Below are 17,269 nucleotides of genomic sequence, written 5' to 3' on the forward strand. Positions count from 1 at the left end.
CCTCGCGCAACTCACCAGGGGCGGGGGAACCCGACAGGCGGCAGTCCCGGCTACTCGCTGGGAGCGGCCGCCGCCTTCTTCGTCGCGGCCTTCTTCGTGGTGGTCTTCTTGGCCGCCGCGGTCTTCTTCGTGACGGCCTTCTTCGCCGTCTTCTTGGCCGCCGCCTTCTTCGCGGGGGCCTTGCGGGTCCGCTTCTTGGGCTCGGTCTCGGCCTCGGCCGCAGCTTCTTCGGCTCCGGCCTCGGTCTCGGCCGCGGGCGCCGCGGCTTCCGGTGCCGGCACGACCACGACGGCCGCTTCCTCGGCGGCGGGCGCGCCGGCGGGGGCGGTCGCCTTCCGCGTGGCACGGCGCCGGGTACGGGCCGGGGGCTCCGTGGAGACGACCGGCTCCGGCTCCGCGACCGGCTCGGCCACGGGCTCCGGCTCGGCGCTGACCACGACCACCGCGGCCTCCTCGGCCGCGGCGGGCGCGCCCGCCGGGGCGGTCGCCTTCCGCGTCGCACGGCGCCGGGTACGGGCCGGCGGCTCGGTCGAGACGACCGGCTCCGGCTCCGCGACCGGCTCGACCTCGGGCTCGCTCACCGGGACGACCACGACGGCCGGCTCCGGCTCGCGGTCCGCGGCGGCCGGGGCACCGGCCGGGGCGGTCGCCTTGCGGGTGGCCCGGCGGCGGCCGCGGCCGCGGGAGCTGTTCGCGGCGGCCTCCGCCTCGGCGGCGCTGCCGAACCACTCCTCCTCCGGGTCCCCGACCGAGGGCACGAGGTCGGACTCGCCGACCTCGATCGGCTCCAGCTCGGGCAGCTCCGGCTCCTCGCCCTGCGCGGGCTCGACCGCGGCGGCCACCTCGTGCTCGTGGTCGTGCTCGCCCGCACCGCCGCCGCGGCGCCGCTTGCGCTTGCCGCCGCCACCGGTGGTGGTCGCCTGGTCCATGTGCACGATGACGCCGCGCCCGTTGCAGTGCACGCAGGTCTCGGAGAAGGACTCCAGCAGGCCCTGCCCGACCCGCTTGCGGGTCATCTGCACCAGGCCGAGCGAGGTGACCTCGGCCACCTGGTGCTTGGTCCGGTCCCGGCCCAGGCACTCCAGCAGCCGGCGCATCACCAGGTCGCGGTTGGACTCCAGCACCATGTCGATGAAGTCGACCACCACGATGCCGCCGAGGTCGCGCAGCCGCAGCTGGCGGACGATCTCCTCGGCCGCCTCCAGGTTGTTGCGGGTGACGGTCTCCTCGAGGTTGCCGCCCTGCCCGGTGAACTTGCCGGTGTTGACGTCGACCACGACCATCGCCTCGGTCTTGTCGATCACCAGCGAACCGCCGGACGGCAGCCACACCTTGCGGTCCAGCGCCTTGAGCAGCTGCTCGTCGATCCGGAAGTTGGCGAAGACGTCGACCTCCGACGTCCAGCGCGACAGCCGGTCGACCAGGTCGGGCGCCACGTGCGAGACGTACTCGTGCACGGTCGACCAGGCCTCGTCACCGCTGACGATGACCTTGGAGAAGTCCTCGTTGAAGATGTCGCGGACCACGCGCACCGTCATGTCCGGCTCGCCGTAGAGCAGCGTCGGCGCGTTGCCGCTCTTGGACTTGCGCTTGATGTCCTCCCACTGCGACTGGAGCCGCTCCACGTCGCGGCGCAGCTCGTCCTCGCTGGCGCCCTCGGCGGCGGTGCGCACGATGACGCCCGCGTCCTCGGGGACGACCTTCTTCAGGATGGACTTCAGCCGGGCCCGCTCGGTGTCGGGCAGCTTGCGGCTGATGCCGGTCATCGAGCCCTCGGGCACGTAGACCAGGTAGCGGCCGGGCAGCGACACCTGGCTGGTCAGCCGGGCGCCCTTGTGGCCGATCGGGTCCTTGGTGACCTGCACCAGCACCGGCTGGCCGGACTTGAGCGCGGTCTCGATCCGGCGCGGGCCGCCGGACATGCCCAGCGCCTCGAAGTTGACCTCGCCCGCGTACAGCACGGCGTTGCGGCCCTTGCCGATGTCGACGAACGCGGCCTCCATCGACGGCAGCACGTTCTGCACCTTGCCGAGGTAGACGTTGCCGACGTAGGAGGTGGACTGCTCCTTGTTCACGTAGTGCTCGACGAGGACGTTGTCCTCCAGCACGCCGATCTGGGTGCGGTCGCCGTTCTGCCGGACCACCATGACGCGCTCGACCGCCTCGCGGCGGGCCAGGAACTCGGCCTCGGTGATGATCGGCACCCGGCGGCGGCCCTGCTCGCGGCCCTCGCGGCGGCGCTGCTTCTTCGCCTCCAGACGGGTGGAGCCCTTGATGGACTGCACCTCGTCGGAGCCGGTGCCGCCCTCGTAGCGCGAGCGCGGCTCGCGGACCTTGACGACGGTGCGCTCCGGGTCGTCGGACCCGGCGCCGGCCGCGTGGTCGTCACCGCCGTCCGAACCGCGGCGGCGACGGCGGCGCCGGCGCCGGCTGCTGGAGGAGGAGCCGCCCTGGGCGTCGTCGTCGTGGTCCTGGTCGTCCTCGTGCTGCGCGGCGGTGTCGTCCTCCTCGTGGCCCTCGGCGGGCTCCTCGGACTCGTCCTCGCCGTTGTCCTCGTGGTCCTGCTCGCCGGACTCACCGCGGCGACGGCGGCGACCGCCGCGGCGGCGGCGGCGGGACGGGCGGTCCTCGCCGTCCTGCTCGCTGTCGGCGCCCTCGGCGCCCTCGTGCTCCTCGGCCTCTTCCGGCTCGGCGACGGCAGCGGCCTGCTCGGGGGCGGCCTCCTGCTCGCCGGCCGCGGCGGGCGCCTGCTCGGGGGCGGTGCCGCGACGGCGGCGGCGACGGCGCGGGGAACGGTCCTCGTCCGCCTCGGCCTCGGTGTCGGCCTCGGCGGTCTCCTCCTCGGCGGCGGCCGGGGCGGGCGCCGGTGCGGCGGCGGCGTCGGGGGCCTGGAAGACCGGCGGCTGGAAGACCGCGACGGCCGGGCGGCCGCCCCTGCGGCGGCCGCGCGCGGGGGCCTCCTCGGTGGTCTCGTCGGCCTCGGTGCGCACCGTGAGGTCCACCGTGTCGGCGGCGAGCCCGAAGGCGGCGGCGACCGCGTCGACGGCCTCGGCGGTCGCGTCGGCGACGCTCTCGCCGTAGCCGCGGATCTCGTAGGCGTCGTCGACCTCGACGCACCAGCCGTCGCCGTCGCGCAGCGCCCGGGCGGTGTACGCGCGGCGGTCGCCGGCGTCCTCGCGCGGGGCGAGGGCGCCGGGCTTGAGCCGCCGCAGGCCGTCACCGGCGGAGAAGGTCGGGACGGCGGCGCCCTTGCGGCCGCCGCGGCGGCGGGCACGGTTGCCGCCCTGCTGCTCGTCGGCGGCGGGAGCGGGGGCGGCCTGGGCCGGTGCCTGGGCTGCCTTGGCCGGTGCGGGGGCCGGTTCCGGGGCGGGCTCGGCGGCAGCGGCGGGGGCCGCGCTCGCACGGGTGGCCCGGCGGCGGGTCCGCGCGGGGGCCGCGCTCTCCTCGGCCGCGGGCGCGGCGGGGGCGGCGGCCGGGGCGGGCTCGGCCACGGGGGTCTCGGCCGGGGCTTCCTCGGCGGCGGGCGCGGGCGAACCCGCAGGCGCCGTCGCCTTACGCGTCGCACGACGACGCGGACGAGCAGGCACAGCCTCCTCCGCAGCCGGAGCAGCCTCCTCCACGGCAGCGGCAGCAGCCGGAGCCGACTCGACAGCCGGAGCTTCCTCGGCGGCGGGCGCGGGCGAACCCGCGGGCGCCGTGGCCTTACGCGTCGCACGACGACGCGGACGAGCAGGCGCAGCCTCCTCCGCAGCCGGAGCAGCCTCCTCCACGGCAGCGGCAGCAGCCGGAGCCGACTCGACAGCCGGAGCTTCCTCGGCGGCGGGCGCGGGCGAACCCGCAGGCGCCGTCGCCTTACGCGTCGCACGACGACGCGGACGAGCAGGCGCAGCCTCCTCCGCAGCCGGAGCAGCCTCCTCCGCGGCGGGAGCAGCAGCCGGCGTCTCGGCCGGGGTCTCCTCGACCGGTGCGGCGGCCGCGGTCTTACGGGTGGCGCGGCGACGCGGGCGGGCCGGAGCCGCCTCCTCGCCCTCGGCGGCCGGGGCCGGAGCCTCGGCCGGGGTCTCCTCGGCCGGCGCGGCAGCCGCGGTCTTACGGGTGGCGCGGCGGCGGGGTGCGGCCGGGGCCGCCTCCTCGGTGCCCGCGGCGCCGGACGTCTCCGCGGTCTCCGCGGCGGTGTCGGACCCGGGCGGGCCCGCGGGGCGGGAGGCGGCGCGACGGCGGCGGCGGGGAGCCGCGCTCTCGTCGGCGGTGCTGGTGGTGTCCGGGGTCGAACCCGGAGTGGTCTCTTCGTTGTCGGGCATTCGGGCAGTGCTCCCGTCGTGCCCCCGGGCGCCGCGCCGGGTGTTCCGGGGACGGCGGCCGCTTGGGTCGCGGTGGCCGTCCGCCGGGGCGCGGGCGCCGCACGGGGGCTTGCTGTCTCGCTCGCCGGCCCGCCCCTGCGGGGGGCCGGCGAAAGTCTCGTGTGGTCAGCGTCGCCGGGCCCGGGTGGCTCCCTGGCGCGTCGGCAACGCGTCGACGCCGTACCTAGGCGGAACCGGCAGGCACCGCCACGGCGTCGCGATCGGGCGCGAGCGGGTCGGTGACCGTGCCGGACTCCTCGTCGAGCGGCCCCTGCGCCAGCCTGGTCACCGCTGCGGGGACCGGCGGCGCGAGGTCGGCCGCCGCATGGAGACCGGACAGTACGTCGTCGGGTCGCACGGCAGGTGTCAAGTGACGTACAACCAGCCGCAGTATCGCACAAGCGCCGCTCGGGGGCGCGGTGGCACCCTGATCCGCCGCGTCCGGACCTGCCGCGCCGTCCGTGGCGGCCGCCTCGGGGACGACCTCGAAGCGCGTGACGGCGGCCCGGCAGTCGAAGGTGCGCACGCCGTTCTTGGTGACGCGCCGGACCTCCACGGCCTCGGCGGCGAGGAACGCGGCGACGGCCCGGCGGGCCTCGTCGGGCTCGACGCCGTCCAGCCGCAGCTGCCACACCGACGCCTCCAGGCGCTCGGCCAGACCCGAGGTGCGGGCCTCGACCGCCTCGATCACGTCGAGGCCGGGGGGCAGCGACTCGTCCAGCAGCGCACGCAGCCGCTCGGGGTCGCGCGCCGCGGCGAGCGCGATCTCCAGATACTCCGCCTCGCTCCCGACGCCCGTGGGGGCGGCGTTCGCGTACGACACCTTCGGGTGCGGGGTGAACCCGGCCGAGTACGCCATCGGCACCTCGGCGCGGCGCAGGGCCCGCTCGAAGGCGCGCTGGAAGTCGCGGTGGCTGGTGAACCGGAGGCGGCCGCGCTTGGTGTACCGCAGGCGGATGCGCTGCACCGCCGGTGCCGGCGGCGGGCCCTCTGGCTGTCGCTTGCCCAGTGTCGCTCAGTCCTTCGTGTCATGTGTTGCCATGCCCGCGTGCGGCGCCACGCCGCGTCCGGGCATCCCTGCACCTCCAAGGTTACGCCGCGCGCCCGCACGCACGCTCCGCCCGCGCTCCCGCCCTGTGGACAACCGTCGGCGCCGGGGTCCCTCCGAGGGTTCGCTGCCCGTGGGCCCGGCGTTCTTCTGCGGGTGCATCCGCATGGGCTCAGGGGCGGGGGTGGTGACCCCGCACCCTCCCGGGCAGCCGCCTGACGGGATGTCACCAGCCTTGCGGCAAAAGCTACTTCGTCATGTCGGGCGGCGGTCCGAACGCGCCGCCGGACGGGGGCGGGTTCGGGTGCGGGCCAGGGTGCTGCGCCGGGGGCGCCGCTTCGGGCGCGGACCGCCACGGCACCGGGGGCAGCGGCTCCGCGCGTTCGGCGGGGCCTCGGTAGGAGCGGGCCGGGGGCAGCCGCGCCTGGTGCCGGGCCTCCCGCGACGGCCGGGGCGGCGGCGCCTGCCGCGGGGTGCCGAACAGCGCCGCGCCGACGGCCCGGCGGGCGTCGGCCAGCGCGACCCGGACCGGGTGCAGGATCTGCCGCCGTACGAAGCGCAGCACCGGCGCCGCCGTCCAGCGCCAGACGAAGGCGATCGGCCGGAAGACCAGCACCCGGAAGAACCAGCCGATCCCGCGGCCGACCTGCCGGGCCACGTAGGCGGCGGCGCGCCAGGCGGCCGCGACCGCCGCGGCGACCTCGCGCAGGAGCGGCGCCAGCACCCGGCGCCACAGGAAGTCCAGCGGCACCACGACCAGGTACTTCAGCAGCCAGGCCAGGCCGCGCACGACCCACTGCAAGGCGTACACCCACAGCGCGGTCAGCGGCCGCACCAGCAGCCAGCGCACCAGGAACTCCGCGGTCAGGCCGAGCGCGCGCAGCACCGGCCGCAGTACGTAGGTCCACAGCCACACCGCCGGGACCACGATCAGCACCCGGGCGACCGGGACCAGGACGTGCCGCCACAGCGCGGCCAGCAGCAGGCCGAGCGCGCGCAGCGGCGGGTGGAGGACGTATCGCCACAGCGTGCGGCAGGTCCAGGCGAGCGCGTCCCACAGCAGCTTCAGCGGCAGGACGACGACGAACGCGAAGACGCTCACCGGTAGGCGGACGGCGGCGGCGACGCAGCCGCCCCCTTGCCCCTGCGGTGCCCCCGGCGACCACGGGTTCTGATAGGTCATGGCCAAAACCTAGCGGGGTGATGCGGGGTACCGTGGAGATACCGGGGCGAAAGGTGCGCGGGCGTACCCGTCGGCGCCGCCGCGGAACGGCCGAGTGCGGCCGGCCGTCGTCACACCGTACGGGCGCCGCACGGCGAGGTGAGGCAGGATGACCATCGCCATAGCCCTCGCGGTGATGGCGGTCGTGGCCGTCGCCGGTGTCTGGCTGCTGCGCAGACAGGCCGCCGAGCAGCGGGACTTCGGTCCCGCGCCGCATGTCGAGGACGGTCCGCCGGCCCGCGCCGAGGAGGGCGCGCAGGCCCGGCCGGCCGCCGACTTCCCCTGGCGGGAGCCCCCCGAGGACCGCCCCGGTGACGACGGACTCCCGCCGGACCTGGACCTCCCGCCGTCCCTCTCGCCCGGCGCGGTGCGGGTCGGGCCGCTCGCGGCCCCGCACGGCGACGGGCCCCGCCCGAGGAGGTGACCGCCGTGGCCGCCCTGATCGGCGCTCTGGTCGCGATCGTCGTCGTGGTCCTGGTCCTGCTCGCGCTGAGCGTGCGCAACGTGCAGCAGTACGAGCGGGGCGTGGTCTTCCGGTTCGGCCGGCTGCTGCCGGACATCCGCGATCCGGGACTGCGGCTGATCCGGCCGGTCGGTGACCGGATGCGCAAGGTGTCGGTGCAGACCGAGGTGTTCGGGGTGTCGCCGCAGGGCGCGATCACCGCGGACAACGTGACGCTGACCGTGGACGCGGTGGTCTACTTCCGCGTGGTCGACCCGGTCAAGGCGCTGGTCAACGTGAACGACTACCCGACCGCGGTCGCGCAGATCGCCCAGACCTCGCTGCGTTCGGTCATCGGCCGCGCCGACCTCGACACACTGCTGTCCGACCGCACCCAGGTCAACATGGAGCTGAAGAAGGTGATGGACGCGCCGACCGAGGAGCCGTGGGGGCTGCGGATCGAGCGGGTGGAGATCAAGGACATCGCGCTGCCGCAGTCGATGATGCGGTCGATGTCGAAGCAGGCCGAGGCCGAGCGTGAGCGCCGGGCCCGGGTCATCGCCGCCGACGGTGAACTCCAGGCGTCGCAGCGGCTCACCGACGCCGCCGCGACCATGGCGGATACCCCGGGCGCCCTCCAACTGCGGCTGCTCCAGACCGTGGTGGACGTCTCCGCCGAGAAGAACAGCACCCTGGTGATGCCCTTCCCGGTGGAGATCCTGCGCTTCTTCGAACGGCTCGGCAACGGGCAGCTCGGCGGCGGCCGGGAGTCCGGCGGCGAGCGGACCGACGGCGCCCGCCCGGACGGCGAGCGGACCGACCAGCGGACCGACGGCGCCCGGACCGGCAGCTCCCGGACCGATGGCGAACTGCCCGGCGGCGAACTGCCCGGCGGTCAGGACGCCGCGAGCAAGGCGCTCAGCGCCGACGCCTCGGTGCGCCAGTCCGCGGTGCCGCCGCCCGACCAGTCCTCGGCGACCCGGTTCAACCCGTCCCGCGCGGTGGACCACAGCGAGTCGGCCTGAGCGGTGGCGAAGGAGCGGTAGGCGTTGCCGGTCACGGAGTCCAGGTCCTGCAGGTAGCGCATGAACACGCCCTTGAACTGCTTGGCGTTGTCGTCGCAGGAGGGCGTGGACGCGTCGCAGGACTCGGTGAGCACCCCGCCCTTCACCAGTGCGGGCGAGGCCACGGCCGCGTCGGCGAGCCTGCGCGCGGTGGCCAGGTCCGCCGCGTCGCCGGTGGCCCGGTACATCTCCACCGCGGCCCCGATCGCCAGGCCCTGGTTGTACGACCACACCGTCTGGCCGTTGTTGGCGCAGCCGCTGGTGAGGCCGTCGTTGACCAGGCCGGAGGAGTTGATCAGGCCGCTGCTCTGGAACCACTGCCAGGAGGTGGTGGCCCGGCCCAGCCACGTGGTGTCCCCCGGGATGCGGTTGTGCAGCTCGGCGGCGATCCGCACGTAGAGCCCGTTGGTCACCGCGTTCTTGTACGTGCGCTCCCGGTCCCACCACACGCCGCCGCCGCAGGTGCTGGTGTCGTACAGCCCGTTGACGTAGGTGGCGATGGTGACCGCCTCGTCGAGGTAGGTCCGGTCGCCGGTGAGGTCGTACGCGTCGATCCAGGCCAGTGCCCACCACTCGGAGTCGTCGGTGGCGCGGCTGATGAAGTCGCCGTCGATCGGGTCGGAGCTGCGGGCGCCGGCGGGGAAGGACGCCTTGTCGATGTCGTAGGTGCGGCGCACCACCCACTCGTAGCGGGTGTCGCCGGTCTGCCGCATGTAGTCGATCACGGTGGCCAGCGCGACCGCGGAGTTCCACCAGCTCGACGGCCAGTAGGCGGTGTTCGGGTCGTAGGAGTACATCAGCGCGTCCGCGGCGGCCGACGTCCGGGACACCGCCGGGCGGGCCCAGGCGGTGCAGCTGCCGTTCTGGCCCTCGACGGCGCGGCCGCAGGCGCGGACCGCCCCGCCGTACAGCTTCCCCAGCGGGTCGCTGGTGTTGTAGCGGGCGGTTGCGGTGCCGGTGGCGCCGGAGGGTGTGCTGGTGCGGCCCTTGGAGGAGCCGTCGGGCCAGCTCGCGCCCTGGTCCCAGGAGCGGTCCAGCCAGATCTCGTCGCCGGCGGTGCCGCCGGAGATGGTGCCCCAGGCCATGCCGGTGCTGTCCATGTGCAGCGCGATGGTCCGGCCGTTCAGCGTGGTGGCCGGGACCGGCTGGGTGTCGCCGGACGCGCTGCCCGAGCCGTCGCAGACCGTGGCGCAGACGTTCAGGTGCGCCCAGGAGGTGCAGCTGACGCCCTGGGCGTCGCCGCAGGCCCGCAGGACCGCGCGGCGGTGGTTCGTCGGGTCGTAGAGGTTGTACATCAGGGTGCGGGTGCCGGTCCACGTCGAGGGGATCGACGCCTTGCCGAGCAGGCCGTCCCAGGTGCTGCCGCCGTCCCACGAGCGGTCCAGCCACACCGAGTCGCCGGTCTGGCCGGCGTCGATGCTGGCCCAGGCCATGCCGTCGGTGTCGTCCACGTGCAGCCGCACCACCCGGCCGTTGAGGCTCAGGTCCGGCACCGGGAAGGTCTCCTGGGCGGCCTTCGACGGGTCGGTGGTGTCGCAGTACAGCGCGCACACCTGCGTGGTGTCCGCGGCCGCCGCCGCCCTCGCCCCGGTCGCCCCCGCTCCCTGCAACAGTGCCGCCACCGCCAGCAGCAGCGCCACCACCAGCGGCCCCACTCCCCCGCGCCGCCCCGCCAGCCGACCCATGACGCCTCCTCGTGCCGTCCGCCCTTACCGGTCCCACGACTTCTGCAACGATGGAAAACAACCGTCCACCCGGCATGACAGCACGGCCGCTTTGACATGTCCACAGCCCTGACAACGATGCCACCGATTGGCCGGATCGCACCCCTCCGCTTCGGCACCGACCGCCCGGCGGCCGGGTGCGGGAGCATGGAGGGCATGAACCCCCTCGGTACCGCGCTGCGCGCGTGGCGCGACCGGCTCGACCCGGCGGCGGCCGGGCTGCCGCCCGGGTCGCCGCGCCGGGTCCCCGGTCTGCGCCGCTCCGAGCTCTCAGCGCTCGCCGACATCTCGGTGGAGTACGTGGTCCGGTTGGAACAGGGCCGGGTGGCCAGCCCCTCACCCCAGGTCTGCGACGCCCTGGCCCGCGCCCTGCGGCTGTCGGCGGAGGAGCACGCCCACCTGCTGCGGCTGGCCGGCCACACCGCGGACCCCGGCCGGGTGCCGCGGCACATCCCCGACAGCCTGCTGCGGATCATGGACGAACTCGGCCGCAACCCGCTGGCGGTCTACGACGCCACCTGGCGGCTGCTGCACTGGAACCCGCTGTTCGCCGCCGCCTTCGGCGATCCGGCCCGGCTCGAACCGGCCGACCGGAACGCGCTGGTCTGGCAGTTCACCGGCACCATGCCGACCGCGATCCGACAGACCGCCGAGGAGCGGGCCGCGTTCGAGGAGTCCCTCGTCGCCGACCTGCGGGCGGCCACCGGCCGCTACCCGGGCGATCCCGACCTCGCGGCGCTGGTCGCGACGCTCGAGCGGGTGCCGCGCTTCCGCGAACTGTGGGGCCGGCCCGCGGTCGGCGGCCACGAGAGCGCCCGCAAGCTCGTCGAGCACCCCGACGTCGGCGAGATCGCGCTGAACTCCGACATCCTCACCACCCAGGGCGGCAACCTGCACCTCGTGGTCTACACCGCGCGCCCGGGCACCGACGCCCGAAGCAAGCTCGACCTGCTGGCCGCCATCGGCGCCCAGGAGCTGTCCGCGCGGGGATGACCCGCCCGCACACCGGCTCCCGACGGTGGTACGCGCCGTACCACCATCGGCCGTAGCTCCCCGCGTCGCCCGCCGCCGAGCACCCTCGAAGCTGTGGGCGGCCACCGGATGCCGTCCGGAACGCGAGGAGCAGCCGTGACCACCACCTTCATCACCGGAGCCAACCGGTCGCTCGGGCTGGAGACCGCCCGCCGCCTGGCCGAGGCGGGCCACACCGTCCTGGTCGGCGCCCGCGACCCGGAGCGCGGGAAGGCCGCCGCCGCGTCGCTCGGGGCCCGGTTCGTGCCGATCGACGTGACCGACGACGCCTCGGTCGAGGCGGCGGCGGCCGACGTCGCCGCACACGAGGGCGCGATCGACGTGCTGGTGAACAACGCCGGCGTGCTCGGCCCGGTCGCCCCGGTCGAGGAGCTGACCGCCGCCGACGTACGGGCCGTCCTGGAGGTGAACGTCGTCGGCATCGTGCGCGTCACCCACGCGTTCCTGCCGCTGCTGCGCAGGTCGGCGCACCCGGTCATCGTCAACGTGTCCAGCGGGATGGGCTCGTTCGGCATGACGCAGGACCCGGCGCGGATCGAGTCGCGGTACCCGCTGCCGCTGTACGCCGCCTCGAAGTCCGCCGTCACCATGCTGACCACGCAGTACGCCAAGGCACTGCCCGACGTGAAGGTCAACGCCGCCGACCCCGGGCAGACCGCGACCGACTTCACCGGCGGCCTCGGCCACAGCGTCGCCGAGGGCGCCGCGTCGATCGTGGCGCTCGCCACCATCGGCCCCGACGGACCGACCGGCCGCTTCGCCGACCGTTCGGGCCGGCTGCCCTGGTGAGCGGGGCCGGGGCGCGCCGGGCGCCCCGGCCAGTCGCCGACCGGTTGCCTGCGATGGCCGACAGTGCTCTCAGCTGCCGCCCGGGCCGTTGACGACGGTGAGCGGGAGGAGCTTCTTGCCGGTGGGGCCGATCTGGATGTCCAGGTCGAGCTGGGGGCACACCCCGCAGTCGAAGCAGGGCGTCCAGCGGCAGTCGTCGACCTCGGTCTCGTCGAGGGCGTCCTGCCAGTCCTCCCAGAGCCAGTCCTTGTCCAGACCGGAGTCGAGGTGGTCCCAGGGCAGGACCTCCTCGGCGGTGCGCTCGCGGGTGGTGTACCAGGCGAGGTCCAGGTCGTGGGCGGGCAGGGCGGCGTCACAGGCGCGCAGCCAGCGCTCGTAGGAGAAGTGCTCGCGCCAGCCGTCGAAGCGGCCGCCGTCGGCGTAGACCGCGCGGATGACGTCGCCGACCCGGCGGTCCCCGCGGGAGAGCAGGCCCTCGATGATGCCGGGCTTGCCGTCGTGGTAGCGGAAGCCGATGTTGCGGCTGTACTTGCGGTCGCCGCGGATCGCGTCGCGCAGCTTCTCCAGCCGGGCGTCGGTCTCCTCGACGCCGAGCTGCGGCGCCCACTGGAAGGGGGTGTGCGGCTTGGGCACGAAGCCGCCGATCGACACGGTGCAGCGGATGTCGTTCTGGCCGGTCACCTCGCGGCCCTTGGCGATCACCTTGCGTGCCATGTCCGCGATCTGGAGGACGTCCTCGTCGGTCTCGGTGGGCAGCCCGCACATGAAGTACAGCTTCACCTGCCGCCAGCCGTTGCCGTACGCGGTGGCGACGGTGCGGATCAGGTCCTCCTCCGACACCATCTTGTTGATCACCTTGCGGATGCGCTCGGAGCCGCCCTCGGGGGCGAAGGTCAGGCCCGAGCGGCGGCCGTTGCGGGTCAGCTCGTTCGCCAGGTCGATGTTGAACGCGTCGACCCGGGTGGACGGCAGCGACAGCCCGATCTTGTCCTCTTCGTACCGGTCGGCGAGGCCCTTGGCGACGTCGGCGATCTCGGTGTGGTCGGCGGAGGAGAGCGACAGCAGGCCGACCTCCTCGAAGCCGGTCGCCTTCAGGCCCCGGTCGACCATCTCGCCGATGCCGGTGATGGAGCGCTCGCGCACCGGGCGGGTGATCATCCCGGCCTGGCAGAAGCGGCAGCCGCGGGTGCAGCCGCGGAAGATCTCCACCGACATCCGCTCGTGCACGGTCTCCGCGAGCGGCACCAGCGGCTGCTTCGGGTACGGCCACTCGTCCAGGTCCATCACGGTGTGCTTCGACACCCGCCACGGCACGCCGGAGCGGTTGGGCACGACCCGGGAGATCCGGCCGTCGGGCAGGTACTCCACGTCGTAGAAGCGCGGGACGTACACCCCGCCGGTCCGGGCCAGCCGCAGCAGCAGCTCGTCGCGACCGCCGGGGCGGCCCTCGGCCTTCCACTCCCGGACCAGGTCGGTGATGGTCAGGACGGCCTGCTCGCCGTCGCCGATCACGGCCGCGTCGATGAAGTCGGCGATCGGCTCGGGGTTGAAGGCGGCGTGCCCGCCGGCCAGCACGACCGGGTCGTCCTCGGTGCGGTCGGCGGCGTCCAGCGGGATGCCGGCCAGGTCGAGCGCGGTGAGCATGTTGGTGTAGCCCAGCTCGGTGGAGAAGCTGAGGCCGAACACGTCGAAGGCGCGCACCGGGCGGTGGCTGTCGACGGTGAACTGCGGCACCTGGTGCTCACGCATCAGCGCTTCCAGGTCGGGCCAGACGCTGTACGTGCGCTCGGCGAGCACGCCCTCGCGCTCGTTGAGCACCTCGTAGAGGATCATGACGCCCTGGTTGGGCAGGCCGACCTCGTACGCGTCGGGGTACATCAGCGCCCACCGCACATCGGTGGCGTCCCAGTCCTTGACGGTGGAGTTCAGCTCACCGCCGACGTACTGGATCGGCTTCTGTACATGCGGGAGCAGCGCTTCCAGGCGCGGGAAGACCGACTCGACAGGCATCTCGGCGACTTTCGTGTGTCCTGAACTTGCATGGCGCCCCGGCGGCGGGCCGCCCGGAGGGAAGATGACCCTCAACAGTACCCGAGCCGCGGCGGCCGCCCGCCCGGGCCGGACCAGGGGCCCCGGACCGGTCCCCTGGCCGGGGCCGCGGCGGCTACGCCGACATGGGCCGCTGCATCTTCACGGACTGGAGCATCCCTATGGCCACGAAGTTGGCGAACATCGATGATCCGCCGTAGGAGACGAAGGGCAAGGGGATACCGGTCACCGGCATGATGCCCAGCGTCATGCCGATGTTCTCGAAGGACTGGAAGGCGAACCAGGCGACCACCCCGGCCGCCACGATGGTGCCGTACAGGTCGGTGGCGTTGCGGGCGATGGTGCAGGCCCGCCAGAGGATCACCCCGATCAGCACCACGATGAGCGCGCCGCCGACGAAGCCGAGCTCCTCGCCGGCCACCGAGAAGACGAAGTCGGTCTGCTGCTCGGGCACGAACTGGCCGGTGGTCTGGCTGCCGTGGAACAGGCCCTTGCCGAGCAGCCCGCCCGAGCCGATCGCGATCCGGGCCTGGCTGGTGTTGTAGCCGACGCCGGACGGGTCGAGCGCGGGGTTGGCGAACGCGGCGAACCGGTCGATCTGGTACTTGTCGAGGATGCCGAGCTGCCACACCAGGATGGAGCCGACGATCCCGGTGGCGATCAGCCCGAACACCCAGCGGGTGGAGGCGCCGGAGGCGAGCAGCACCCCGAGCACGATCGCGCCGAGCACCATCACCGACCCGAGGTCGGGCATCATCAGGATGATCAGGATCGGCAGCGCCGCAAGGGCCAGGGACTGCGTCACCCGGCGGTGGTCGGGGTGCTCCTGGTCGCCGGCGTCGACCCGGGCGGAGAGCACCATCGCCATGCCGATGATGATGGAGATCTTCACGAACTCCGAGGGCTGGAGCGAGAAGCCGCCGCCGATGATGATCCAGGAGTGCGCGCCGTTGACGGTCGAGCCGAGCGGGCTGAGCACCGCGAGGATGCCGAGGATCGACAGCGCGTAGAAGAACGGCACGATGGTGCGCATCCGGTGGTGCCCTATGGCCATCGCGCCGATGCACAGTGCCAGGCCGATACCGGCGTTCATCACATGGCGGATCAGGAAGTAGTACTCGTCGCCGTGGGTGAGGCTGGTGCGGTGCCGGGTCGCGGAGAAGACCAGCAGCGAGCCGATGAAGCACAGCGCCAGCGTCACCAGGAAGAGCAGCCAGTCCATCCGGCGCACCGCGGAGTCCCGGGCGAACAGCTTGCCCATGGTGGAGCGCTCCGGCGTGAACCGCCGGACGGAGTAGGTGTTCGCGCTCATCACGTGTACTTCCTGCCGTACAGCAGTTTCTCGGTCCGGGTCGGGGTGAGCGCGGCGAGCGCGGGTACCGGGTCGGCGCCCGGCGAACCGGCCGGGGCGTTGGCGAAGGCCACGGCGACGCTGGTGGAGTACGCGGCCTGCTGGGCGGCGACCACGCTGCCGTCGGCGGAGATCTTGGGCAGCGTGGTGACGGGCTGGGGCATGATGCCCTTCTTCGCGTCGATCTTGGTGCTGTCCTTCTGGATGCCGTACATCGCCTCGTAGATCCGGCGGATCGCGGTACCCGAACCGCCGGAGCCGGTACCGCCCTGGGAGATCGTCATGACGATCGTGTAGTCCTTGGTGTACGTGTCGAACCACGACGTGCTCTGCTTGCCGGAGACCTCCGCGGTACCGGTCTTGGCGTGCAGCGGGATCTGGCTCTGCGGCCAGTTGCCGAACTTCCAGTCGGCGGTGCCCTCGGTGACCACGCCGGCCAGCGCCTGATTGATGTACTTCAGCGTGGACTTGGAGTCGGGCAGCTTGCCGGCCACCTTCGGCTGGATCGGGGTGACGGTCTTGCCGTCCGCGCTTATCACGGCCTTGCCGATGGTCGGCTGGTACAGGGTGCCGCCGTTGGCCAGCGCCGCGTAGATCCGGGCCATCTGGATCGGGGTGACGAGCGTGTCGCCCTGGCCGATCGCGTAGTTGACCGAGTCACCGGCGCGCAGCACATAGCCGTCCGGGCAGTTCTCGATGGCGATGGCGACCGCGAGCGTCGGGTTCTTGTCGTTCTTGTGCCTCTTGGCGGTGGCGCACCAGTCGGCCTTGTTCTCCTCCCAGAAGTCCTTCTTCCACTGCCGGTCCGGCACCCGGCCGGTGACCTCGCCGGGCAGGTCGACGTCGGTCTTGGCGCCGAGGCCGAACTGGTGGGCGGTGGTGTAGAAGTAGTCCTTCGGGTTCTTCGGGTCGGTGCCGCCGTCCTTCTTCCACTGGTCGTAGGACAGGCCGTAGAAGACGGTGTCGCAGGAGACCTCGAGCGCGCGGGCCAGCGAGATGTCGCCGTAGCTCTCGTTCTCGTCGTTGTGGAAGACCTGGCTGCCGATGGAGAACGACGACGTGCAGGGGTAGGGGCCGTCCTCGCTGTAGCCGGCCTTGACCGCGGCGGAGGTGGAGATCACCTTGAAGGTGGAGCCCGGTGCCGACTCGCCCTGGATGGCGCGGTTGAGCAGCGGGTAGTTGGACTTGGTGTTCGTCAGGGCCGCGTAGTCCTTGGCGGAGATGCCGCCGACCCACTCGTTGGGGTCGTAGGTGGGCTCGCTGGCCATCGCGATGATCTGGCCGGTCTTGTTGTCCATGACGATCGCGGCGCCGGAGTCGGCCTTGAAGTTCTTGTGGGTGACCGGGTCGTACGTCTTGCGCGCGGTCACCATCGCGTCGTTGAGTTCCTTCTCGGTGACCGCCTGTACCTTGGCGTCGATGCTGGTGACGACGGTGTCGCCGGGGGTCGCCGGGGTCTCGGACGCCTTGCCGATCACCCGGCCGAGGTTGTCGACCTGGTACTTGGTGACGCCGGCCTTGCCGCGCAGCTGGTCGTCGTAGGTGCTCTCCAGGCCGGAGCGGCCGACCTGGTCCGAGCGCAGCAGCGGGTTGTCGGTCTTCTCGGAGGCGGCCACCTCCTTGTCGGTGACCGGGGAGAGGTAGCCGAGCACCTGGGCGGCGTTGGCCTTGTCCGGCGAGGGGTAGGTGCGCACGGCGGTGGGCTCCGCGGTGATGCCGGGGAAGTCCTCGCGGCGCTCCATGATCTGGAGCGCCTGCTGGGTGGTGGCCTTGTCGGTGATCGGGATCGGCTGGTAGGGCGAACCGTTCCAGCAGGGGCGCGGGGTCTGCGCGTCGCACAGCCGCACCTTGTCCTCGACGTCCTTCGGCGTCATGCCGAGCACCTTGGCCAGCCGGGTCAGCACCGCGGTGCCGCCGTCGGCCTGCTGGAGCAGGTCGGTGCGGCTGGCCGAGACGACCAGCAGGGTCTGGTTGTCGGCGATCGGCACCCCGCGGTCGTCGAGGATCGAGCCGCGGACGGCCGGGGTGACGACCTGCTGGTAGTGGTTGCTGGCGGCTTCCTGGTCGTACTCCTGGCCGTTGCGGATCTGGAGGTACCACAGCCGGCCGCCGAGGGTCAGCAGCAGCGAGACGACCAGCACCTGGAGGATGACCAGGCGGATCGTGACCCGGCTGGTCCGACCGGTCTCCGGGATGTTGCTCATCTAC

10 protein-coding genes and 1 pseudogene are annotated in these 17,269 nt (G+C 73.3%); 4 read left to right on the forward strand and 7 right to left on the reverse strand.

Annotated elements, in window-relative coordinates; genetic code table 11:
• Positions 1 to 50: 50 nt before the first annotated feature.
• The 3 genes from WA788_RS28650 to WA788_RS28660 form a co-directional block, all read right to left on the reverse strand.
• The gene (locus tag WA788_RS28650) at positions 51 to 4,301 is read right to left on the reverse strand and encodes an Rne/Rng family ribonuclease (protein WP_335982133.1); all 4,251 of its coding nucleotides are present in this window, start codon (positions 4,299 to 4,301) and stop codon (positions 51 to 53) included.
• A gap of 223 nt (positions 4,302 to 4,524) precedes the next feature.
• A complete protein-coding gene (locus tag WA788_RS28655; protein WP_335982136.1) occupies positions 4,525 to 5,307 on the reverse strand; it encodes a TIGR03936 family radical SAM-associated protein in 783 nt (260 codons plus the stop codon).
• A gap of 328 nt (positions 5,308 to 5,635) precedes the next feature.
• Positions 5,636 to 6,571, reverse strand: a complete 936-nt coding sequence (locus WA788_RS28660; protein ID WP_335982138.1) for a hypothetical protein — start codon at positions 6,569 to 6,571, stop codon at positions 5,636 to 5,638.
• 148 nt (positions 6,572 to 6,719) lie between these two features.
• Here WA788_RS28660 and WA788_RS28665 point away from each other — a divergent pair, with 148 nt between their 5' ends.
• Together WA788_RS28665 and WA788_RS28670 are read left to right on the forward strand one after the other, a co-directional pair.
• Positions 6,720 to 7,034, forward strand: coding sequence for a hypothetical protein (locus WA788_RS28665; protein WP_335982139.1), 315 nt, complete (start codon positions 6,720 to 6,722; stop codon positions 7,032 to 7,034).
• 5 nt (positions 7,035 to 7,039) lie between these two features.
• Positions 7,040 to 8,077 carry an SPFH domain-containing protein gene (locus WA788_RS28670; protein ID WP_335982141.1) on the forward strand — a complete coding sequence of 346 codons (1,038 nt, stop codon included), beginning with the start codon at positions 7,040 to 7,042 and terminating at the stop codon, positions 8,075 to 8,077.
• Here WA788_RS28670 and WA788_RS28675 read toward each other — a convergent pair.
• A pseudogene (locus tag WA788_RS28675) lies at positions 8,029 to 9,801 on the reverse strand (glycoside hydrolase family 76 protein); the annotation flags it as partial. The gene WA788_RS28670 and the pseudogene WA788_RS28675 overlap by 49 nt on opposite strands.
• 195 nt (positions 9,802 to 9,996) lie before the next feature.
• Here WA788_RS28675 and WA788_RS28680 point away from each other — a divergent pair.
• Together WA788_RS28680 and WA788_RS28685 are read left to right on the forward strand one after the other, a co-directional pair.
• On the forward strand, positions 9,997 to 10,833 hold the full coding sequence (locus tag WA788_RS28680; RefSeq protein WP_335982142.1) for a helix-turn-helix domain-containing protein: 837 nt from the start codon (positions 9,997 to 9,999) through the stop codon (positions 10,831 to 10,833).
• 135 nt (positions 10,834 to 10,968) lie between these two features.
• Entirely contained in the window at positions 10,969 to 11,661 is a 693-nt protein-coding gene (locus tag WA788_RS28685; protein WP_335982143.1) for an SDR family NAD(P)-dependent oxidoreductase, read from the forward strand.
• Positions 11,662 to 11,730: 69 nt separating this feature from the next.
• On the opposite strand, the gene WA788_RS28690 is transcribed toward WA788_RS28685, so the two are convergent.
• The 3 genes from WA788_RS28690 to mrdA all read right to left on the reverse strand — a co-directional run bounded on the left by WA788_RS28690 (position 11,731) and on the right by mrdA (position 17,265).
• Positions 11,731 to 13,671, reverse strand: coding sequence for a TIGR03960 family B12-binding radical SAM protein (locus tag WA788_RS28690; protein WP_335982145.1), 1,941 nt, complete (start codon positions 13,669 to 13,671; stop codon positions 11,731 to 11,733).
• 154 nt (positions 13,672 to 13,825) lie between these two features.
• Entirely contained in the window at positions 13,826 to 15,022 is a 1,197-nt protein-coding gene (gene rodA, locus WA788_RS28695; RefSeq protein WP_335982147.1) for a rod shape-determining protein RodA, read from the reverse strand.
• Positions 15,022 to 17,265, reverse strand: coding sequence for a penicillin-binding protein 2 (mrdA, locus tag WA788_RS28700; RefSeq protein ID WP_335982148.1), 2,244 nt, complete (start codon positions 17,263 to 17,265; stop codon positions 15,022 to 15,024). Before mrdA ends, rodA begins: the two co-directional genes overlap by 1 nt.
• Between the last annotated feature and the right edge of the window lie 4 nt (positions 17,266 to 17,269).

The sequence above is a fragment of the Streptomyces sp. CA2R106 genome (assembly GCF_037034245.1).
In the GTDB taxonomy this organism is placed as follows: domain Bacteria; phylum Actinomycetota; class Actinomycetes; order Streptomycetales; family Streptomycetaceae; genus Actinacidiphila.

Excerpts from the sequence above, each read along its gene's own strand:
- WA788_RS28650 (WP_335982133.1), bottom strand. The coding sequence starts at position 4,301 with ATGCCCGACAACGAAGAGACCACTCCGGGTTCGACCCCGGACACCACC.
- WA788_RS28660 (WP_335982138.1), bottom strand. The coding sequence starts at position 6,571 with ATGACCTATCAGAACCCGTGGTCGCCGGGGGCACCGCAGGGGCAAGGG.
- WA788_RS28665 (WP_335982139.1), top strand. The coding sequence starts at position 6,720 with ATGACCATCGCCATAGCCCTCGCGGTGATGGCGGTCGTGGCCGTCGCC.
- WA788_RS28680 (WP_335982142.1), top strand. The coding sequence starts at position 9,997 with ATGAACCCCCTCGGTACCGCGCTGCGCGCGTGGCGCGACCGGCTCGAC.
- WA788_RS28690 (WP_335982145.1), bottom strand. The coding sequence starts at position 13,671 with ATGCCTGTCGAGTCGGTCTTCCCGCGCCTGGAAGCGCTGCTCCCGCAT.
- rodA (WP_335982147.1), bottom strand. The coding sequence starts at position 15,022 with ATGAGCGCGAACACCTACTCCGTCCGGCGGTTCACGCCGGAGCGCTCC.
- mrdA (WP_335982148.1), bottom strand. The coding sequence starts at position 17,265 with ATGAGCAACATCCCGGAGACCGGTCGGACCAGCCGGGTCACGATCCGC.